Here is a 19,838-nt window from a genome sequence, read left to right on the forward strand (position 1 = left end):
CCCGGCTACAGGGTGAGGAAGGCGCCGGCCAGCAGCGCCGCGCCGCAGGCGGCGAGGGTCCAGGCGGTGCGGCGCATCCGCAGGCCGCCGGCGAGGACGACGGCCGCCAGCAGCAGGGCGCCGCCGAAGGGCACCCAGGCGAAGAGGACACCGCCCCAGCCGGCCCTGACGACCTTGTCGGTGCCCGGCTGGACGGCGACCGGGATCCTGGCGCCCGGGGTGTGCCGGATCGGCAGGCTGATGGTGACCCGCGGGCGTGCCACGGCGGTGCCCTTGGGGGCGAAGGGTCCCGTGCATATGGTGTCGCCGCAGTCGGCCAACGTCATCGTGCCGTGCTCGCGGCCCTTGGTGAGCATCACGTGCTGCGCGGTCCGCCAGGAGTCCCAGGCGCCCGACACCAGCAGCAGCGCCGCCACCGCGGTCACACCGACCACCCGGGCCAGCAGCACCAGTCCCCAAGCGCCCTCCGCCAGGCGGCGGGAACGGCTCCGTTTGACCATGCGGGCGATCTTTGGCCATGGCATGCCGTCCGGTCAACCTGGCGGCACCGCGCTGCCGTGCTCAGCTGTTGTACGTGCTCTGCGCGCGCTCCAGCCCGTCGGCGATCAGCGCCTCGACGGCGTCGGCGGCCCGGTCCACGAACCAGTCCAGCTCTTTGCGCTCGGCCGCCGAGAAGTCCTTGAGAACGAAGGCGGCCACGTCCATCCGCCCGGGCGGGCGGCCGATCCCGGCCCGTACCCGCAGATAGTCCGCGCCGAGCGACTTGGTGATCGACTTGAGCCCGTTGTGGCCGTTGTCGCCGCCGCCGAGCTTGAGCCGCAAGGCGGCGTAGGGGATGTCCAGTTCGTCGTGGACGGCGATGATCCGCTCGGTCGGCACCTTGTAGAAGTCCTTGAGCGCGGTCACCGGGCCGCCGGACAGGTTCATGAACGTCATGGGCTTGGCCAGCACCACCCGGCGGCTCAGGGGTCCCGGCGGGCCGATCCTGCCTTCCACGACCTGGGCCTGCGCCTTGCCCGACCGCTTGAAGTGCCCGCCGATCCGCTCGGCCAGCAGGTCGGCGACCATGAAGCCGATGTTGTGCCGGTTCGCCGCGTATTCCGGTCCCGGATTGCCCAGGCCGGCCACCAGCCAGGGCGCTGTGCTGTCGGTCATCCACGTCTCCAGGTGTCGGGGCGGGGTCCGGCCCGCCGCGGGTCCCGCGGCGGCGGAACGCACGGCCGCCGCCGCACCCCGCAGGGTACGGCGGCGGCCGGGAGTCGCCTGGCCGGCGACGCCGGATCAGGCCTCTTCCGAGGCGGCTTCCTCGGCGGGAGCGGCGTCCTCGACGCCCGCCTCGTCCTCGGTCTCGTCGGCGGCCTCGGCCTGCGCGGACACGACCTGGATCACGACGGCGTCCTCGTCGACGGCCAGCGTGGTGCCCTTCGGCAGCGCGATGTCCTTGGCGAGGATGGAGGCGCCGGCCTCCAGGCCCTCGACGCTGACCGTGACGCCCTCGGGGATGTGGGTGGCCTCGGCCTCGACCGGCAGGGTGTTGAGCACGTGCTCCAGCAGGTTGCCGCCCGGGGCCAGCTCGCCCTCGGCGGTGACCGGGATCTCGACGGTGACCTTCTCGCCGCGCTTGACCGACAGCAGGTCGACGTGCTCGATGAAGCCGCGCAGCGGGTCGCGCTGCACCGCCTTGGGGATGACCAGCTCGGCCTTGCCGTCGATGTCCAGCGAGATCAGGACGTTCGCGGTACGCAGCGCGAGCAGCAGCTCGTGGCCGGGGACCGAGACGTGCTGGGGGTCGGCGCCGTGGCCGTAGATGACGGCGGGGACCTGGTTGGCACGGCGGATCCGGCGGGCGGCGCCCTTGCCGAACTCGGTGCGCTGCTGAGCGGCGATCTTGACCTCGGACATGAGGTTCACTCCTCGTGGTGGCAGACGGTACGGTCGCCCGGCCCCGACGGGCCGATCCACAGTTACGAGGAGCGCGTCGATAACGGAGCCGGGTCCGGACCGACAGACGTCCGGGGCCTCCCTCGCCGAGCAACGCGGACAGCGTAACCGGCGGGAAGGCCCCGGACGAAATCGATCTCCCGGTACATCCTGTGATGTACCGATTCTGCGGCGTCGTGCCCCGGCGGGGTGGGAACAGGCCGAGGACGGGACGCGGTCAGGCCGAGGTCAGTGCGAGTCCTCGAACAGGCTGGTCACCGAGCCGTCCTCGAAGACCTCGCGCACGGCGTTGGCGATGGTCGGCGCCATCGACAGCACGGTGATCTTGTCGAGTTTCAGCTCGTTGGGGGTCGGCAGGGTGTCGGTGAGGATGAACTCGCTGACCCGGGAGTTCTTCAGCCGGTCGGCGGCCGGCCCGGACAGCACGCCGTGGGTGGCGGTGACGATGACGTCCTCGGCGCCATTGGCGAACAGCGCGTCCGCGGCGGCGCAGATCGTACCGCCGGTGTCGATCATGTCGTCGACCAGGACGCAGACCCGGCCCTTGACGTCACCGACAACCTCGTGGACCTTCACCTGGTTGGCGACGTCCGGGTCGCGGCGCTTGTGCACGATGGCCAGCGGCGCGCCCAGCCGGTCGCACCAGCGGTCGGCGACCCTGACCCGGCCGGCGTCCGGCGAGACCACGGTCAGCTTGTCGCGGTCCACCTTGGCGCCGACGTAGTCCGCCAGGATCGGCAGGGCGAAGAGATGGTCGACAGGGCCGTCGAAGAAGCCCTGGATCTGGTCGGTGTGCAGGTCGACGGTCAGGATGCGGTCGGCGCCCGCGGTCTTGAACAGGTCGGCGATCAGCCGGGCCGAGATCGGCTCGCGGCCGCGGTGCTTCTTGTCCTGCCGGGCATAGCCGTAGAAGGGGACGATCACGGTGATGCTGCGTGCCGAAGCCCTCTTCAGGGCGTCCAGCATGATCAGCTGCTCCATGATCCACTGGTTGATGGGGCGGGTGTGGCTCTGGATCAAAAAGCAGTCGGCGCCGCGCGCCGACTCCTGGAACCGCACATAGATCTCGCCGTTGGCGAAGTCGAAAGCCTTGGTCGGCACCAGCTCGACTCCGAGTTCCCGTGCCACCGCCTCCGCCAGATCGGGGTGGGCGCGGCCGGAGAAGAGCATCAACTTCTTCTCACCGGTCGTCTTGATCCCGGTCACTGCACCGTCTCCTTGGTGTTCGACTGGTGTTCGACACAGCGACGCCCCGAAGAGGGCGTGCTGGCGGAATTGTGTGCACCCCACACGGTACGCCCCCTCCGGCGCATCTGTGCACCTCGGAAGGGCTGATGAGACGCCCCTCACTCACCCGTTCGACAACGCGTGCGGGACTCGCGGAAAGGCGCGGCTCACTCGTTCGAAGACCTGCCGCGCCGACCGCCGCCAGGTGCTATTCGTCCCGCTTGGCGCGTTCCGCGGCATGCGCGGCGGCGCTGCCCGGGCGCTTGCGGGCGACCCAGCCCTCGATGTTGCGCTGCTGCCCGCGGGCCACCGCGAGCGACCCGGCGGGCACGTCCTTCGTGATCACCGAGCCGGCCGCCGTGTAGGCGCCGTCGCCGACCACCACCGGTGCGACGAACATGTTGTCGGAGCCGGTCTTGCAGTAACTGCCGATCGTGGTGTGGTGCTTGGCCTCGCCGTCGTAGTTGACGAAGACGCTGGCCGCGCCGATGTTGGTGTGCTCGCCGATGGTGGCGTCACCCACATAGCTCAGGTGCGGCACCTTGGTGCCGTCGCCGATCGAGGCGTTCTTCATCTCGACGTACGTGCCCGCCTTGGCGCCCCGGCCGAGCTTGGCGCCGGGCCGCAGGTACGCGTACGGGCCGACGCTCGCCTCGGGGCCGATCTCCGCCTCCTGCGCCACGGTGTTCGACACCCGGGCGCCCGCGCCGACCACTGTGTCGGTGAGCGTGCAGTTCGGGCCGACCTCGGCGCCCTCGGCCACCCTGGTGGCGCCGAGCAGCTGCGTGTTGGGGTGGATCAGGGTGTCGCGCTCCAGCACCACGTCGGCGTCCAGCCAGGTGGACGCCGGGTCCACCACGGTGGCGCCGTCCAGCATGGCGCGGTGCAGCAGCCGGTCGTTGAGGACCCGGCGGGCCTCGGCGAGCTGCACCCGGTTGTTCACCCCGGCGATCTCCTGGTGGTCGGCCGCCGTGTACGCGCCGACCCGGTGCCCGGCCTCGCGCAGGATCGCCAGAGTGTCGGTCAGATACTCCTCGGCCTGCGCGTTGTCCGTGGTGATCCTGCCGAGCGCCTGGGCGAGCAGGGCGGCGTCGTAGGCGTAGACCCCGGAGTTGATCTCGGTGATGGCCTGCTGGTCGGGCGAGGCGTCCTTCTGCTCGACGATCGCGGTGACCTGGCCGTCGGTCAGGTCCCGCACGATCCGCCCGTAGCCGTTCGGGTCGGGCACCTTCGCGGTCAGCACCGTCACCGCGTTGCCGTCGGCCTGGTGCGCGGACACCAGGGTGGCCAGGGTCTGCGCGGTCAGCAGCGGCGTGTCGCCGTAGGTCACCACGACGGTGCCGTCCGGGGTGACGCCCTGCGCGGCCAGCTCGCCGAGGCCGACGCGGACCGCGTGCCCCGTGCCGTTCTGCTCGTCCTGCACGGCGGTCAGCGCCGCCGGGTCGGCCGCCGCCAGGTGCTCGGTGACCTGCTCGCGCCCGTGTCCGACGACCACGACCAGCTGCTCCGGGTCCAGGGCGCGGGCGGCGGCGACCACGTGGCCGAGCAGCGTACGGCCGCAGATCGGGTGCAGGACCTTCGGGGTGGCCGACTTCATGCGTGTGCCCTCACCCGCGGCGAGGACGACGACGGCAGCCGGGCGTGTGGGGCTCACGGGGGAGACTCCTGGGCTTTCGAGTGCAGGACAACCCGCAGGATACCGAGGGCTTCCCCGATACGACCGCGTACAGCTCCGCCGCCAGGATTCGAACCCGGACTTAAGGCACCAAAAGCCCCAGTGCTGCCATTACACCACGGCGGATCAACTCGGCCCTCCCGTTGTCGCGTCGGGATGGCCGGGCAGTCGGTCCCATCATGCCGTACCCGGCGGGGTGGACGCGACGGAGATCCGGGTAGAGATCGTTCGGCGGACGACGGCCACGGTCCTGTCGTCCGCCGTGCACCGCTGCAATACTTACGGCGGCGTAGGTTACGGACGTAACCCCAGATACAGCCCCCCCACTTCCACATCCGCAAGGGACACACATGACCACACAGACGGACGTGATCACCGGGTCCCGGGAACCGGACCCCGGGACGCCAGGACAGGAGTCGCCGTATCTCGGCACCCTCGGTGGCGAGAGCAAGCGCTCGATCGAGCAGATCGCGCTCCTGCTCTTCATCTGCATTCCCTTCGTCGCGCTGGCCGCCGCGGTGCCGCTGGCCTGGGGCCGCGGCATGAGCTGGCTCGACGTCGGCCTGATGGTGGGTATGTACTACCTGGGCTGCCACGGCATCACCATCGGCTTCCACCGGCACTTCACCCACGGCTCGTTCAAGGCCAACAGGCCGCTGAAGATCGCGCTGGCCATCGCCGGCTCGATGGCCGTCGAGGGCCCGATCGTGCGCTGGGTCGCCGACCACCGCAGGCACCACAAGTTCAGCGACGCGGAAGGCGACCCGCACAGCCCGTGGCGGTACGGCGAGACGCTGCCCGCGCTGATGAAGGGCCTGTGGTGGGCGCACATGGGCTGGCTCTTCGACGAGGAGCAGACCTCGCAGGGCAAATACGCCCCCGACCTGGTCAAGGACCCGGCGATCCGGCGGATCTCCCGCGACTTCTGGCTGTGGACGGTGATCTCGCTGATGCTGCCGCCGCTGGTGGGCGGCCTGGTCACGATGTCCTGGTACGGCGCCTTCACCGCGTTCTTCTGGGGGTCGCTCGTTCGGGTGGCCCTGCTGCACCATGTGACGTGGTCCATCAACTCCATCTGCCACGCGGTCGGCAAGCGCCCGTTCAAGTCGCGGGACCGCTCGGGCAACGTGTGGTGGCTCGCGGTGCTGTCCTGCGGCGAGTCGTGGCACAACCTCCACCACGCCGACCCCACCTCCGCCCGGCACGGCGTCCTGCGCGGCCAGGTCGACTCCAGCGCCCGCCTCATCCGCTGGTTCGAACTCGCCGGCTGGGCGACCGACGTGCGCTGGCCGTCCGCCGAACGGATCGCCGCCCGGCGTAAAGAAAGCATCAGTGAAGCGGCATGATTGAGCAGTGAGCGACGGCAGAGACGACAGGGCGACGACGACCCCCCCGGCCCCACCGGTCCCACCCGATCCGGCCACCTCCGGTCAGACCAGGCCTGACACCGCCCCCGCACCCGCCGTGCGCCGCGCCCGCCGGGTCCGTATGACCGGCAAGGAGCGCCGCGAGCAACTGCTCGACATCGGTCGGACGCTGTTCGCGGAACGCGGCTTCGAGGGCACGTCGGTCGAGGAGATCGCCCACAAGGCCGGCGTGTCCAAACCGGTGGTCTACGAGCACTTCGGCGGCAAGGAGGGCCTGTACGCCGTCGTGGTCGACCGGGAGATGCGCCGGCTGCTCGACATGGTCACCGGCGCCCTCACCGGCGGCCATCCGCGTGAACTCCTCGAACAGGCCGCCTTCGCGCTGCTCGACTACATCGAGCAGTACACCGACGGCTTCCGCATCCTGGTGCGCGACTCGCCCGTCGCCCAGTCCACCGGCACTTTCGCGTCGCTGATCAGCGACATCGCCACCCAGGTCGAGGACATCCTCGGCCACGAGTTCAAGCAGCGCGGCTTCGACCCCAAGCTCGCCCCGATGTACGCGCAGGCCCTGGTCGGCATGGTCGCGCTGACCGGCCAGTGGTGGCTGGACGCCCAGCGCCCCGACAAGTCCGAGGTGGCCGCCCACCTGGTCAACCTGTCCTGGAACGGCCTGTCCGGCCTCGAACCGCGCCCCCGGCTGATCGGTCACCGCAAGAACTGACAGGTCCGCCCCCGGCCCGGACGGGCGCGGGGGCGGACCTGCCGGTGCGGGGCCGGGCTCAGCCGGTGTTGCGCAGGCCCGCCGCCACGCCGTTGACCGTCAGCAGCAGCGCGCGGGACAGCAGCGGGTCGGGGGTCTCGCCGCGTGCGGCGGCTTCCCGCTGGCGGGCCAGCAGGGTGACCTGGAGGTAGGAGATCGGGTCGAGGTACTGGTCGCGGATGTGGAAGGTCTGCGCCAGGACCGGGCTGGCGGCGAGCAGCTCCGACTCGCCGGTCAGCCGCAGCACCTCACGCACGGTCAGCTCGTGCTCGGCCTCGATCGTTTCGAAGACGTGCTTGAGCTCGTCGGGCACCAGGCTGTCGACGTAGTGGCGGGCGATCCGCAGGTCGGTCTTGGCCAGCGTCATCTCGACGTTGGACAGGAAGTTGCGGAAGAAGTGCCACTGCCCGTGCGCCTCCTCCAGGACCGAGTCAAGGCCCGCCTCACGGGCCGCCTTCAGGCCCGTCCCGACGCCGAACCAGCCGGGGACGATCTGCCGGGACTGCGTCCAGCCGAAGACCCACGGGATGGCGCGCAGCCCGTCCAGGCCCGCCCCCGAGTCGGGGCGGCGCGACGGGCGCGAGCCCAGGTGCAGCTCGCCGAGCTGGTCGACGGGGGTGGAGGCGAAGAAGTACGGCGGCAGGTCGGGGTCCTCGACCAGCGTGCGGTAGGCGCCGTGGGCGGCCTCCGAGACGATGTCCATCGCCGCGTCCCAGCGGGCCAGCGCCTCGTCGGACTGCCGGGGCGCGGTGTGCAGGGCGGACGCCTGGAGCGTGGCGGCGACCGTCAGCTCCAGATTCTCCCTGGCCAGCGACGGGATCAGATACTTGTCGGAGATGACCTCGCCCTGCTCGGTCACCTTGATCTCGCCCTCCAGGGTGCCCCACGGCTGGGCGAGGATCGCGGTGTGCGAGGGGCCGCCGCCGCGGCCGACGGTGCCGCCGCGGCCGTGGAAGAGCCGCAGCCGCACCCCGTGCCGGTGCGCCACGTCGCGCAGCCGGCGCTGGGCCCGGTGGATCTCCCACTGCGAGGTGGTGATGCCGCCGAACTTCGAGGAGTCGGAGTAGCCGAGCATCACCTCCTGCACGTCGCCGCGCAGCGACACCAGCCGCCGGTAGGACGGGTCGGACAGCATCTCGTCCAGCAGCTTGTCGGCGATCTTCAGCTCGTCGGTGGTCTCCAGCAGCGGCACGATGCCGATCTTCGCGACCCCGGTGTGCAGGTCGATCAGCCCCGCCTCGCGGGCGAGCACGGCGGCGGCGAAGACGTCGTCGGAGCCCAGGCACATCGAGATGATGTACGACTCCACGACCTCCGGGCCGAAGCGCACGAAGGCCTCGCTGATGGTGTGGAAGACGCCGAGCGTCTTGGCGCCCGCCTCGTCCAGCGGCGCCGGGGTCGGCGCCAGCGGGCGGCGCGAGCGCAGCTCCTTGGCGAGCAGCTTGCGGCGGTAGTCGCGCGGCATGTCCGCGTACCGCCAGGACTCCTCGCCGAGCCGGTCGAAGAGCTGGCCCAGCGCGTGGTGGTGGGCCTCGGCGTGCTCGCGGACGTCCATCGTGGCCAGTTGCAGGCCGAAGGCCGACAGGGTGCGGATCGTCCGGTCCATCCGGCCGTCGGCGATCAGGCCGCCGCGGTGGGCGCGCAGCGAGTCCTGGATCTGCTGGAGGTCCTCCAGCAGGCCCGCGGTGCCCAGGTAGTCGCGGCCCGGGACGTGCGGGGTGCCGCCGGCCAGCCGCTCGCGGGTGTTGATCAGCTTCTGCCGGATGCAGGTGGCCTTGAGCCGGTAGGGCTCCTCGGCGTTCAGCCGCTTGTAGCGCGGGCTGATCTCGGGCAGCGCCACCAGGTCGGTGGCGAGCGAGTCGAGCAGCTCGCTGCTCGCGCCGGAGTTGCGGATCGAGTTGGACAGCGCGCCGCGCAGGAAGTCGACCAGTTCTAGCGCGTCGGTGATGCCGTGCTCGTGCTGGAGGATCAGCACGTCCCAGGTCACCTCGGGGGTCACATTGGGATTGCCGTCCCGGTCGCCGCCGATCCAGGTGCCGAAGGTCAGCGGGCGGGTCCCTGGCGGCAGCGGCACGCCGACCCGCTCCAGCTCGGCGGCCAGGTCCTCCAGGACGTCGCCGACCGCGACCGCGTGCAGCTCGTCGAGGTAGTAGATCGCGTTGCGCGCCTCGTCGGCGGGCTCGGGGCGTACCACCCGCAGCTCGTCGGTCTGCCACAGCAGGTCGATGTTCTCGGCCAGCCGCAGGTCGGCGCGCCGCCGGTCGCCGGTGCTGCCCTCGCCGGCGCCGTGGCCGTCCTCCAGCAGCTCGGCGATCCGCCGCAGCTTGTTCAGCACCGAGCGGCGGGCCGCCTCGGTGGGGTGCGCGGTGAAGACCGGCCGCACGTTGAGATTGCGCACGGACTCGCGCACGTGCTCGGGGTCGCCGTCCTTGAGCAGGTCGGCGGTCTGGGCGAGCAGGCCGCCCTCGAGCGCCCGGCGGGCCCGCAGGTCCCGGCCGCGGTGCACCTGCTCGGTGACGTTCGCCAGGTGGAAGTAGGTGGAGAAGGCGCGGACCAGCTTCGCGGCGGTCTCCAGGTCGGTGTCGCCCAGAAGCGCGGCGGCGGCCTCGCCGTCGCTGCGGGTCAGGGCACGGACCTTCTCGACCAGGTCGAGCAGTTCCTGGCCCTCCTGCCGCACCAGGGTGCCGCCCAGCAGCTCCCCCAGGCGTCGGATGTCGGCACGCAGGGCGGTACTGCTGGCGGTACTGCTGTCCGGGGCGGTGTCGGCGCTGCTCACAGGTGCGGCTCCTTGTGCAGGGGAAGTGGACGGCGTACTCGCGGACCGCGCTGTCCGGCCGTTCAAGGATAGGTCGCGGCCCGCCCGGCGAGACGGCCAGCCCATCTGGCGGACAGCGCGGCGGCGCCGGGCGGCGCGGGGATGGACAGCGGGAGACCCGCCGGTGACGCTGCGGCACCCGGCCGGTATGCGGCCGGTGCACCGGTGCGGGCACCGCCTACGCTGGACGCCATGAGTACGACGGGGGCGCACGTACCGGACGACGGCGCCGGAGGAGGTGCGGCAGCCGCCATCGCGGCGGTGGTGCCGCCCCGCGCCGGCTGGTGGTGGTGGCAGCGGCGGCGCAGCTTCGTCCTGGACCTGGTGCTGGCCGCGGTCTCCGCGATCGAGTGCGCCTTCGAGGGTGCGACCTTCGCCGACCGCACCGGCATCCTGCCGAGCGCGGGGGCGCTGCTCGGGGTGTGCGTCGGCTCGGTCCTGGTGCTGCGGCGCCGCTGGCCGGTCACGGTGGTGCTGGTCGGCATCGCCATGACGCCGGCCCAGATGGGCTTCCTGCTGTCCCTGGTCGGCCTCTACACGCTGGCCGCCTCCGAGGTGCCGCGGCGGATCACCACCGCGCTCGCCGGGATGAACGGCTTCGGCACCCTGCTGGTCGCCTTCCTCCAATTCCAGGACAATCTGCGCAACTCCGACGACGGCACCTCCATGGGGATGCCGCTGACGCTGATCGTCTCCGCTCTCATGGCGCTCGGCCTGACCGGTCCTCCGGTGCTGCTCGGCCTCTACGTACGCGCCAGGCGCCGACTGGTGGAGAGCCTGCGGGAGCGCGCCGACGGACTGGAACGGGAACTGGAGCTGCTCGCGGAGAAGGCCGTCGAGCGGGCGGAGCGGGCCAGGGCGGAGGAGCGGACGCGCATCGCCCGCGACATGCACGACGTCGTCGCCCACCGGGTGAGCCTGATGGTCGTGCACGCCGCCGCACTCAAGGCGGTCGCGCTCAAGGACCCGCAGAAGGCGTCGGCCAGCGCGGAACTGCTCGGCGACATGGGCCGGCAGGCGCTCACCGAACTGCGCCAGATGCTGGGGGTCCTGCGGACGGCCGCCGCGCCCGTACAGGTCGCCGCCGTGCGGGCGGACGCGGTGCGGGCGGAGGTCGCGGCGGACGGTCCCAGCCTCGCGCGGCTCGCCGCGCTCATCGAGGAGTCGCAGGCGGCGGGAATGGGCGTCGAGTTGACCGTCGAGGGCGCGGAGCGGCCGTGCGGGGCGCGGATCGAGGCCACGGTCTACCGCGTCGTGCAGGAAGCGCTCACCAATGTGCACAAGCACGCGGCAGGCGCGAAGGCGGTCGTCCTGCTGGCCTACCGCGAGGCGGAGGTCGCGGTCCTCATCACCAACGGCCCCTCCGACGGCTCCGCGCAGGCCGCGCTGCCCAGCGGCGGCCACGGACTGCTCGGCATGAAGGAGCGGGTCACCGCACATGGCGGCGGCTTCGCCGCGGGACCGACCGCGGACGGCGGCTTCCGTGTCTCGGCCATGGTGCCGTTGCGCAGCGCCTGACCGCGCGGGTGCGCCGAGGCGGGCGCTTCCATGGCGACGGCTCCCCGCGACGGCGCGGTCCATGGCGACGGCTTCGCTTCATGCGCGGGCTGCGGCTTCGTCAGTGGTGACGCCTCCGCGCAGGGCCGCGGCTCCGTGCAGGGTGGCGCATCCGTGCAGGGTGACGGCGTCGTGCATGGCCGCGGCGACGGGCCGGGGGCTACTGCTCGTCGGGGGGCGGGGCGTGGCGGCCGGTGAGGGCGGCCAGTGTGGTGCGGACATGGGCGAGGTGGGCGCGGATCTCGTCGCGGTGCTCCTCGTGGGTGCGCAGCGCACGCTCGCTCTCGCGCCGGACGCGGTCCTCGTGCAGCCGTGCCTGCGCGAGCGTCGAGGAGGCGCGCTGCTCGGCCTCCTCCTGCTCGGTGCGCAGCGCCTCCTCGGCGGCGGCCCGCTCCTTGTGCGCCGCGTCGAGCTGCCGCTCCGCGTCGGCGAGGACATCGGCCAGCCGGCTGTCGACGCCGGCCTCGCGCTCGGCGAGTTCGTGTTCGAGGGTGTCGAGGCGTTCCTGCCGCTCCTTGTCGGCCTCGGCCGTACTGCGGTCGACGTCCGCCTGCATGGCGTCGAGCGTGCGCTCGGCCTCGCCGCGTACGGCGTCCGCCTCGGCGCGGGCCTGGCCGAGGATTTCGGCGGCGTGGCCGCACGCCTGGTCGAGCGTCCGCTGGGCCTGGTCCTCGGCGGCGGCCAGCCGGGCCGAGGCGGCGGCACGGGCCTCGTCCTGGAGGGTGCGGCGGGCGGTCTCGGCGGCGTCCCTGGCGTACTGCGCCTCGGTCTCGGCGCGTTCCCGCACGGCCGCGGCCTCTTCCTCGACCAGCTGCATCAGCTCCTGGGCGCCGGGACCGAGAGCCGCGAAGGTCTCCGGCGGGAGGGCGCCGACCTGTTCGCGCAGGGCGACGCATTCCGCGTCCATCTCATTGGCGAGGACGGTGAGCCGGGCGGCGCGTTCCCAGGCGGCGTCGCGGTCCTCCGACAGCTCTTCGAGGAAGCGGTCCACCTGGTCGGGGCGATAGCCGTGGGCGCGCCCGCGCGTCTGCTCGAAGCCTGTTGACGATGCGGTCGTGTTGCTGCTCATCCGTCTGCCCCTCTTGCCCGCTGGCGTACCGCTGGTGACCTCGCCGTTCCTTCGTCTCCATTTATGACTTATGACCGAATTGTACGAGCTACGACACTCCGACTGCTCTCCTACCCGGAAAACGCCGGAGGGCCGGGCGGAAGGGTGCGAACCCTTCCGCCCGGCCCTCCGCGGCCTGCCGCGGTGAACGGTCCGCCCGTTACAGCAGCCCGTCCCACATCTGCTCGATCAGCACCGACCACCAGTTGTCGGGCGACGCGATCGCCGCCGGGTCCTGGGCGGCCAGCTGCGCCTGGAAGTCCACCGTCCAGTGCCCCGCCTGCTCGGGCGTGAGCCCGATCCGCAGCCGCCACATCCGGCCCAGCAGCGCCAGGCTGCGGGCGAATTCGGGCAGGCTGGAGTTCACGAACTGCGGCGCCGCGGGAGGCGAACCCGCGGGTCCCCCCTCCAGCGGCAGCGCCACAATGTGCGCGGTGCCGTACTGCACGCACAGCTGACGGCCGAAGTCGTTGCCCATCACCAGGTACGAGCCCGCGTCCGCGGCCGGCTGCACACCGCGGGAGGCGGCCAGCTCCGCCAGCGTCGGCACCGGCTGGCCGGGCTGGGCCTGCGCCCAGAAGAACGGCCCGAAGTCCACCGGCAGTCCGGCCCACATCAGGGTCTGCGCCACGATGTCGGGCACCCCCTGCCGGGAGACGGCCCGCTGGTCGAACCGGAAGATCCCGGGCGGCCCGAAGGCGCCCGCCAGTTCCTGCCCGATCACGTCCAGACCGACCGGCGGCACCCGCAGCACGGTGTGCGGGTCGGGCATCGGCACCCGCTGCGGCTGCGGGCGGGCGGGGGCGCCCGCCACCTGGTGCAGTTCGCCCTGGTGCGTCAGCAGGTGCTGTACGCCCTGCCGGCGGCTCGCGTGGTCCCTGCCGTAGGGGGCGGTGTGGCTGATCCGCACCTGCGGCCAGGTCTCCCGGATCATCCGGGTGCAGTAACCGCCGGGCAGGTCGCAGGACTCCAGCTCCGTGTGCAGTTCGAGCACCTGCTCCGGGCGCACCCCGGCCGACCGCAGTTCGTGCAGGATCTGCCACTCGGGATGCGGGGTGCCGGGCGCCGACCGCCGGATCAGCTGCTGCTCGCTGCCGTCCTGGCCGCGGTAGCGCAGCACCGCCATGTAGCCGGGTCCCACGGTCGGCACACCGGCGGGCGGCTGCGGATAGCCGTACGCGGGTGCGGGCGGCGGCGCGGCCGGTCCCGCACCGGCGAAGGGCCCGGGCGGCGGGGGCGGCGGTGTGCCGCCGCCCAGAGCCGGCCCGGTGACCGCGGGTCCGGCGAGCATGGTGGCGGCGTAGTGCGGGTCGTTGCTGGCCGGAGGCGGCGGCGGTGGTGCGGCGGGTCCGCCCGCGTACGGCGGCGGCGGGGGAGGGGTGCCCGTGCCGCCCGCGTACGGGGGCGGCGGCGGGGGTGTGCCGGGGCCGGGCGCCCCGGGGAAGGGCGCGGGCGGCCCGGTGACCGCGGGTCCGGCGAGCATGGTGGCGGCGTAGTGCGGGTCGTTGCTGGCCGGAGGCGGAGGCGTCGGCGGGGGCGTGGCGGGTCCGCCCGCGTAGGGCGGCGGGGGCGGCGTGTTTGTACCGCCCCCATACGGCGGCGGGGGCGGAGGCGCTGCGGGTCCGCCCGCGTAAGGCGCCGGCGGCGGTGTGCCCGGTCCGCCACCGTAAGGCGGCGGGGGAGGCGTGCCCGTGCCGCCCGCGTACGGGGGCGGCGGCGGGGGTGCTGCGGGACCGCCCCCGTACGGCGGCGGGGGCGTACCGCCCTGCGGGGACGGGGGAATCGGCGGCACACTGCCGCGGGCCGCCTTCGCCGTCTCCAGGCCTGCTATGTCCGCGGCGCCGCGTGGTCCGCTGCCGGCGGCGCTGTTCGCGGCGGGCGGCGGCAGGGCGGCGGCGGGGCCGGCCGGCGGGGGATAGGCGGAGCCGCCCACCGTGTGCGGCACACCGCCCTGCGCCGGGGCAGGCGCGGGCGGACCCGGCCGCGCGGGCGGGGCGGGCAGCGGCTCGGGCGAACCGCTGCCGCCGGGCAGCAGCTTGGTCCGCGCCTCGGACGCACCGTGCCGCGGCTCCTCCTCGGGCAGGTCCGCGCCGCTGATCGGCGGCGCGAAGACGGTCGCGGGGACCGGCACCGACTGGCCCTCGCCCGTGTCGCTGACCGTCTTGCCCGCCCAACTGTCGCCTTCCTGCGGCGCTTCCCGCGGCGTTTCCTGTTCGGGCGCGGCGGCCGACCTGCGGACGTAGTCGATGCCGCCCGACTCCTCGGACGCGGCGGCGGGGCGTCGCTGGTCGGCGTCTCCCGGCTCCTGGGGCGCGCTCTGCGCGGCGGCGGGCCGCCGGTAGTCGATCCGGCCCGAGGAGTCGGCCGAGGGCGTCCCCGCCCCGTCGCTGCCGCCGGGCTCGGGCCGGCTGCCGGAGTCCGCCCTGCGGTCGGGGATGCCCATCCGGTCGGCCGCGTCCTGGAGCCACTGCGGCGGGCTCAGCAGGAAGGACGTCGCCTCCAGGTCGATGCGCTGGGGCGGCTCGGGCGCCGCGTCGTTCGGCACTGCGCCGTACTCCTCCTCATAGCGGCGGATCAGTTCGCCGACGGGCAGGGCGGGCCACAAGGTGGCGTCCCCGCTGTCACAGGCGATGACCACCCTGACGTCGCCGCCGTCGTCCGCCGAAGGGCCGCCTTCGCGCGGCTCGGACCAGACGACGAAGCCGAGGTCGAATTCGCGGACCCGGATCTCGCGGTGCTGATACGGCGGCACATCGCCGTTGATCCAGTGCTCCGCGCGCTCCTGCGCCTGAGCGAAAGTCACCATGTCCGGCTCACCCCTCCACCGCGACGGCGGTGGCGAAACCGCCGTCGACCATCAGGTTCGCGACCGTCTCCAGCTCCGGCGGATTGCCCGCGAGGCGCAGCAGAAACGCGTCGACCGAGTCGCCGCAGGGCAGCAGCAGTTCGGCCACCCGGTCGGCCGGGCTGTCCCAGCGCTCGCCGTCGCGCGCGTCGTCGTAGGAGCAGAAGAACACCGAGCCCGTGGCCTCGCCCCTCACCTTCACCGCGAGCAGGCCGCCCTGGATGTAGCCGATGGCCAGGTAGTCCTTGGTGAGGTGGTCGCGCAGGCACTTGTTGACGTAGACCAGGTCGTTGGCCGCCGCGGTGTCGCGGACGGTGAAGAACGGCTGGTCGATCAGCAGCCCCAGCTCCGGGTCGAGCGCGACCCCGCGCGGCGCGCAGCCGCCCGCCGCCTTCAGGAAGGCCCGGTAGGAGCCCGGCAGCCGGTAGCCCAACTCCTCCTCGACGTCCCGCACCTGCGCCTCGCTGACCGCCGCCGGGTCCTTGGGCAGCGCGAAATGCACCGGCCTGGTCTCCTGGAGCGGACGTGTGCCGCGCTTGGCGTGGTCCGCGACGGATTCCGCGAGCCCGGCGTGGTGCCGCAGCAGCGCCTTGACCCCGACGGGGACCAGTTCGAGCCGGCGGGTGCCCGCCACGTGGTGCCAGGTCCAGCCGTGCGGGGTGGCCACCGGGGGCAGGCTGCCCCACAGCTCGTGGCCCGAGGCGTGCAGCGCGGCATTGGCCGACACATAGTCGGTCAGCCGCAGTTCGTCGATGCCGAACCCGTCGGGCGGCTCGGCTATCTCGGCCGCGGCGCGGGCGTACGGCGAGAAGTCGGGGTGCCCCTCGTCGTCGATCCAGACACCCTGCGGGTGGCGGCCGGCCCGCAGCGGGTCGGGGAAGTGCACGACCTGTCCGGCGTAGGCCGCGTTCGGCGGCGCGGTCCTGCCTCCCGCTCCGGGGTCGGGAGGCGCTGCCCCCAGCCCTTGCCGACCTGTCGTCATGACTCTGCCCCCTGGTGCGTACGGGTGATGACGACAGCCTAGGGCCTGATGTCCTGGCCTGTCGCAGGTGCGCTGACCGGCCCTTGCGCCGGTGCGGGACGCGGCCGGGCGCGGCGGTCCCGCGCGGCACATTGCCGCGCCTTACGCGCCTGCCGGGCCGTGCTCAGTCGCCCTTGGCCGCGGCGCGGAGCTTGTCGACCTGCTTGACCGGGATCGTGCGGCGCAGCGTCGCCGGCTTGTGGTCGGCGCGCACCGTCTCGTACGCCGCCGTCGCGTCGCCGGCCCTGGCCACGGTGACCAGCACCTGGCCCGCGGCGCCCTTGGCGGGGTCGCCGATCGTGTACGTGACCTGCTGGTCGCCGAGCCCCGACGCGGTGGTCGCGGGCCGTACCTCGAAGTGGGTGGTGACGCCGCCGCGCACCACGCCGAAACCGTGGCAGGCGGCCACCGAGGCGGCCAGCTCGGTCAGGACCGCGGTCGCGTCGCCCGGCTTGTAGGAGGCGATGACGGTCAGCGAGATCTCCTTGGCGCCCTTGTCCTTGTCCGTGGTGTCGGTGACCATCGCGCCGGTGTAGGTCTGCCGCGGGTGCTTGGGCTGGCTGCTCCACTGGTCGAGCACCGGCTGGCAGGCCGCCGTGTCGGCCTTCTGCGCCTCGCCGAGCAACTGCTGCTTGCTGCCGGCCGGCAGCACCTGCACATGCGGCAGGTCGGAGGAGGTCAGCAGCGCCGACGTCAGCTTGGCGATGGACACCGCGCCCGACGCCTTGACCGGCCCCGGCTTGTCCTTGCCGCTGTCACCACCACCGCCGCCGCAGCCGGTGGCGAGCGCGAGGGCGGGCAGCAGCGCGGCGGCGGCCACGGCCCGCCTACCGGTCAGTAGGCGATGGTCTGCGCGTATCGGCATCGGTGCGATCCCCTGTGTCGTGTCCGTCCCCGGCGTCCCACGGGCGACGGCGATCCCGCGGGCGGCGGCGGCCCGTTGCCGCGCGACTTTACGGCAACAGGGCCGCCCTTTCCGCTGTGGGGCTGCTCACAGGCCGGTTGCGGCCGGGCGCCCCGCGCCGCGCTACTTCCTGGCCGCGAGCGCCGCCTTGAGCTTGTCGCTCTGCTTGCGCGCCACCTCGATGGGCAGCGGCCCCGCGCCGCCGCTGGACTTCACCGACAGGTACGCGGTCACGGTGTCGCCGGTCTGCACGACGGCCACCAGCGCGGCGCCGGTCTTCTTGTCCGCGGCGTCGTTCATCACGTACGCCACCGACTCGTCGCCGGTCGGCACCGCCGGGCCCTTGCTGATGGTGAACGGGGTCTTCGTGCCGGTGCTGTCGGTGGCGGTGAAGCCCGTGCAGCCGGCGAGCGCGGTCTTCACCGAGGCGATGACCTTCTTCGCGTCGCCCGGCGCGTGGCTGGCCACCAGCATCTGGTTGATGACCTCCGGGGTGGCGCCGCTGGTCGCCGTGGTCTTGGCGAAGGCGGCACCGATGAACGCCATCCGGTGGATCGTCGGATTGCTGCTGGTGATGTCGGCCAGCGGCTGGCAGACCGGCTTGTCCGCGGTCAGCCTGGAGGTGTCGGAGGAGTCGGCCGTCTGGGAGGGCTGGACCGTCCAGCCGGGCACGTCGGAGTCGGTGACCAGGGCCTTGCTGAGCTGCTCGGTGGTCAGCGGCGCCTTGCCGGCCAGTACGGTCGGCGGGCCGTCGGCGTCCTTCGTGGAGTCGGTGGAGGACGAGCAGGCGGCGGCGAGCAGCAGCGCGGGCAGCGCGGCCGCGGCCAGACGGAGCCGGGTCTTGTGCATCGAGGTCACATTCCCTGGTTCGGCGGTGTGGGGGGACCCGCGGGCGCGGGCCGGATGCCGATCCTCCCTGCCCGCGGTGCCTTGCGTCCATGCCGGGCCGGACGCTGTGTCCCGGCTGTGCGGCGCCCCTGTCGCGCCGCCGCGGTGTACGGCGTCGTTCGCGCGTACGTCCTTCGGATGTGACGTTCATGTGTTCGCCGTGTACGCGCTGTGCCTGCTGTGTCGGCGTTCGGTCACCCGACGGTGACATGGCCCACACACAATGGGCGCTGGGACGTGTTCCGCTTCCCCATCTCGTGGCGCGTTTGGCACTCTGATCGACATACGGGGGATCGCCCGCTCCGGCGGGCGGACGGAGGGATGCACGGAAAACATGACAACTCACTTTCCGCCGGCGGGGGCCGCCGACCCCAGGCTGAACTGGAGCGCGCAGCGGCACCCGCAGGGACCGCCGCCGCTGCGGCACCGCAGGGACGGCATCCTGCCCGCGGTCGCCGCCGCGCTGTCGATCCGCGACGAGGTGCTGACCTGCACCGGCGCCAAGGGCGACCAGCCGCCCGTCCTGCATCCGATCGTGCAGGAGTTCCTCGACGCGCTGCCCGCCGCCCAGCGCGAGCGCTTCACCGGCCGGTGCGCGGAGCCGGTGCTCATTTCACGCCACCTGGCGGCGGTCGAGGCGCAGCGCGGCAGGCGGGCCTCGCGCCGCCCGCTGACCCAGGGCGAGGCGCGCAAGGCGCTGCGCGGGGCGAAGCTGACGGCCCGCCGGATACGCGAGGACGGCGACCCGGCGCACGGGGCGTACGCCCCGCCCTGCCGCTCCTGCGCACCGCTGCTCGCGCACTTCGGGGTGCGGGCCGTCGATCCGGCGGCCGAAGCAGAGGGGGAATGAACAGCCCGATGGCAGCGGTCAGTGTGCGTTTCCCGGTCGGCGTCGACGCGGCGCTGCGGGCCGGCGGCTGGGAACCCGGCCGCTGGGACATCAAGCAGGCCGAGGAATGGGCCGATCTGCTCCGCAGCCATGTGTCGCCCGGCGGCCACCGGCACGCCGTCTTCCCGGCCGCCGTCGAGGCCTGGGCCGAATTCGGCGGGCTCGCCTACCCGGCCGCCTCGGGACCCGGGCGCCAGGTCGCGCCGAGCGCGGTCACCGTGGACCCGTCGCTGGGCCTGCACATGGCGCGGACCTTCGCCGACCTCGGCCGGGCGCTGGAGACCGAGGTCAGCCCGCTCGGCGAGGAGCCGGGCTCCGGCGCGCTGCTGGCCATCGACGCCGAGGGGCGGGTCTACAGCATCGACCACGCGGGGGACTGGTACGCCGGGCCCGACATCGACCTGGCGCTCGCCGCGCTGATCGGCGGCGGCCGTACGGCGCGGCTCACGCTCGCCGCGGACTGAACCGGCCGCCCGCCGGGTTTCCGGAGCGAGCGTCCGAACCGAACGGCCGCCCGGGTTCCGGCGCGGGCGGCTGAACCGGCCGCCGGCCGGGCGGACTTGGCGGCGTCGCCCTGCCGCGGATCTCCGCGGGCCTTTTCCGCGGCCTTGCCGCGGCTTTCGGCCCCTGCCCCTTACCCCGGTAGGAGCGCCGGCCGGTTTTCCCCTAGGGGGAGGCACCTACTTGGGGAGACCCCAGGTTCGTACCGGCGGATGACGTTCCCGCCTTACGCGGTCCTTACGGTCATAGGGCGGGGTGGGGATAGCCCCACCGGCAAGACGGAGACCTTCCCCATCGTGCAGCGCGGCGGGCTCCAGCAGGCTGATGTACACACAGC

General features: G+C 73.0%; 16 protein-coding genes and 1 tRNA gene. 5 read left to right on the forward strand and 12 right to left on the reverse strand.

Annotated features, from left to right (window positions below; translation table 11 throughout):
• Positions 1-5: 5 nt before the first annotated feature.
• From OHA86_RS24060 to OHA86_RS24085, 6 genes are all read right to left on the reverse strand, one after another.
• Positions 6-500, reverse strand: a complete 495-nt coding sequence (locus OHA86_RS24060; protein ID WP_329178390.1) for a hypothetical protein — start codon at positions 498-500, stop codon at positions 6-8.
• 61 nt (positions 501-561) lie between these two features.
• Positions 562-1,155 carry an aminoacyl-tRNA hydrolase gene (gene pth, locus OHA86_RS24065; RefSeq protein ID WP_329178392.1) on the reverse strand — a complete coding sequence of 198 codons (594 nt, stop codon included), beginning with the start codon at positions 1,153-1,155 and terminating at the stop codon, positions 562-564.
• 126 nt (positions 1,156-1,281) lie between these two features.
• On the reverse strand, positions 1,282-1,902 hold the full coding sequence (locus OHA86_RS24070; protein ID WP_329178393.1) for a 50S ribosomal protein L25/general stress protein Ctc: 621 nt from the start codon (positions 1,900-1,902) through the stop codon (positions 1,282-1,284).
• Between the two features lie 267 nt (positions 1,903-2,169).
• Complete coding sequence (locus tag OHA86_RS24075; RefSeq protein WP_329178395.1) at positions 2,170-3,147, reverse strand: ribose-phosphate diphosphokinase; 978 nt, start codon at positions 3,145-3,147, stop codon at positions 2,170-2,172.
• Between the two features lie 229 nt (positions 3,148-3,376).
• The gene (gene glmU, locus OHA86_RS24080; RefSeq protein WP_329178397.1) at positions 3,377-4,822 is read right to left on the reverse strand and encodes a bifunctional UDP-N-acetylglucosamine diphosphorylase/glucosamine-1-phosphate N-acetyltransferase GlmU; all 1,446 of its coding nucleotides are present in this window, start codon (positions 4,820-4,822) and stop codon (positions 3,377-3,379) included.
• Between the two features lie 76 nt (positions 4,823-4,898).
• Positions 4,899-4,969 (reverse strand) — tRNA-Gln (locus tag OHA86_RS24085).
• A gap of 224 nt (positions 4,970-5,193) precedes the next feature.
• Here OHA86_RS24085 and OHA86_RS24090 point away from each other — a divergent pair.
• Complete coding sequence (locus tag OHA86_RS24090) at positions 5,194-6,189, forward strand: acyl-CoA desaturase (RefSeq protein ID WP_329178398.1); 996 nt, start codon at positions 5,194-5,196, stop codon at positions 6,187-6,189.
• Positions 6,190-6,331: 142 nt separating this feature from the next.
• The gene (locus OHA86_RS24095; RefSeq protein ID WP_443072012.1) at positions 6,332-6,934 is read left to right on the forward strand and encodes a TetR family transcriptional regulator; all 603 of its coding nucleotides are present in this window, start codon (positions 6,332-6,334) and stop codon (positions 6,932-6,934) included.
• A 58-nt stretch (positions 6,935-6,992) separates the two neighbouring features.
• On the opposite strand, the gene ppc is transcribed toward OHA86_RS24095, so the two are convergent.
• Positions 6,993-9,749, reverse strand: a complete 2,757-nt coding sequence (gene ppc / locus OHA86_RS24100; protein WP_329178399.1) for a phosphoenolpyruvate carboxylase — start codon at positions 9,747-9,749, stop codon at positions 6,993-6,995.
• Positions 9,750-9,980: 231 nt separating this feature from the next.
• On the opposite strand from ppc, the gene OHA86_RS24105 reads away from it, so the two are divergent.
• Positions 9,981-11,306, forward strand: coding sequence for a sensor histidine kinase (locus OHA86_RS24105; RefSeq protein ID WP_329178401.1), 1,326 nt, complete (start codon positions 9,981-9,983; stop codon positions 11,304-11,306).
• Between the two features lie 199 nt (positions 11,307-11,505).
• Here the strand turns inward: OHA86_RS24105 and OHA86_RS24110 are convergent, their stop codons facing one another.
• The 5 genes from OHA86_RS24110 to OHA86_RS24130 form a co-directional block, all read right to left on the reverse strand.
• On the reverse strand, positions 11,506-12,414 hold the full coding sequence (locus OHA86_RS24110; RefSeq protein ID WP_329178403.1) for a cellulose-binding protein: 909 nt from the start codon (positions 12,412-12,414) through the stop codon (positions 11,506-11,508).
• Positions 12,415-12,613: 199 nt separating this feature from the next.
• Complete coding sequence (locus tag OHA86_RS24115) at positions 12,614-15,259, reverse strand: SUKH-4 family immunity protein (RefSeq protein WP_329178405.1); 2,646 nt, start codon at positions 15,257-15,259, stop codon at positions 12,614-12,616.
• Positions 15,260-15,266: 7 nt separating this feature from the next.
• Entirely contained in the window at positions 15,267-16,280 is a 1,014-nt protein-coding gene (locus OHA86_RS24120) for an SMI1/KNR4 family protein (protein WP_329178406.1), read from the reverse strand.
• 163 nt (positions 16,281-16,443) lie between these two features.
• Positions 16,444-17,184 (reverse strand): hypothetical protein, encoded by a 741-nt coding sequence (locus tag OHA86_RS24125; RefSeq protein WP_329178407.1) that lies wholly within the window; start codon positions 17,182-17,184, stop codon positions 16,444-16,446.
• A 162-nt stretch (positions 17,185-17,346) separates the two neighbouring features.
• Positions 17,347-18,072, reverse strand: coding sequence for a sensor domain-containing protein (locus OHA86_RS24130; RefSeq protein WP_329182536.1), 726 nt, complete (start codon positions 18,070-18,072; stop codon positions 17,347-17,349).
• 373 nt (positions 18,073-18,445) lie between these two features.
• On the opposite strand from OHA86_RS24130, the gene OHA86_RS24135 reads away from it, so the two are divergent.
• Both OHA86_RS24135 and OHA86_RS24140 read left to right on the forward strand, forming a co-directional pair.
• Complete coding sequence (locus OHA86_RS24135) at positions 18,446-18,961, forward strand: YwqJ-related putative deaminase (protein WP_329178409.1); 516 nt, start codon at positions 18,446-18,448, stop codon at positions 18,959-18,961.
• Positions 18,962-18,969: 8 nt separating this feature from the next.
• Positions 18,970-19,464 carry an SUKH-3 domain-containing protein gene (locus tag OHA86_RS24140; RefSeq protein ID WP_329178410.1) on the forward strand — a complete coding sequence of 165 codons (495 nt, stop codon included), beginning with the start codon at positions 18,970-18,972 and terminating at the stop codon, positions 19,462-19,464.
• Positions 19,465-19,838 lie beyond the last annotated feature (374 nt).

This window comes from Streptomyces sp. NBC_01477 (assembly GCF_036227245.1).
In the GTDB taxonomy this organism is placed as follows: domain Bacteria; phylum Actinomycetota; class Actinomycetes; order Streptomycetales; family Streptomycetaceae; genus Actinacidiphila.

What these genes read in the sequence shown, in the direction of transcription:
- OHA86_RS24060 (WP_329178390.1), bottom strand. Translation starts at nt 500, where the DNA reads ATGGTCAAACGGAGCCGTTCCCGCCGCCTGGCGGAGGGCGCTTGGGGA.
- OHA86_RS24110 (WP_329178403.1), bottom strand. Translation starts at nt 12,414, where the DNA reads ATGAGCAGCAACACGACCGCATCGTCAACAGGCTTCGAGCAGACGCGC.
- OHA86_RS24115 (WP_329178405.1), bottom strand. Translation starts at nt 15,259, where the DNA reads ATGGTGACTTTCGCTCAGGCGCAGGAGCGCGCGGAGCACTGGATCAAC.
- OHA86_RS24120 (WP_329178406.1), bottom strand. Translation starts at nt 16,280, where the DNA reads ATGACGACAGGTCGGCAAGGGCTGGGGGCAGCGCCTCCCGACCCCGGA.
- OHA86_RS24130 (WP_329182536.1), bottom strand. Translation starts at nt 18,072, where the DNA reads ATGCACAAGACCCGGCTCCGTCTGGCCGCGGCCGCGCTGCCCGCGCTG.
- OHA86_RS24135 (WP_329178409.1), top strand. Translation starts at nt 18,446, where the DNA reads ATGACAACTCACTTTCCGCCGGCGGGGGCCGCCGACCCCAGGCTGAAC.
- OHA86_RS24090 (WP_329178398.1), top strand. Translation starts at nt 5,194, where the DNA reads ATGACCACACAGACGGACGTGATCACCGGGTCCCGGGAACCGGACCCC.
- pth (WP_329178392.1), bottom strand. Translation starts at nt 1,155, where the DNA reads ATGACCGACAGCACAGCGCCCTGGCTGGTGGCCGGCCTGGGCAATCCG.
- OHA86_RS24140 (WP_329178410.1), top strand. Translation starts at nt 18,970, where the DNA reads ATGGCAGCGGTCAGTGTGCGTTTCCCGGTCGGCGTCGACGCGGCGCTG.
- OHA86_RS24095 (WP_443072012.1), top strand. Translation starts at nt 6,332, where the DNA reads ATGACCGGCAAGGAGCGCCGCGAGCAACTGCTCGACATCGGTCGGACG.
- OHA86_RS24125 (WP_329178407.1), bottom strand. Translation starts at nt 17,184, where the DNA reads ATGCCGATACGCGCAGACCATCGCCTACTGACCGGTAGGCGGGCCGTG.
- OHA86_RS24070 (WP_329178393.1), bottom strand. Translation starts at nt 1,902, where the DNA reads ATGTCCGAGGTCAAGATCGCCGCTCAGCAGCGCACCGAGTTCGGCAAG.
- OHA86_RS24105 (WP_329178401.1), top strand. Translation starts at nt 9,981, where the DNA reads ATGAGTACGACGGGGGCGCACGTACCGGACGACGGCGCCGGAGGAGGT.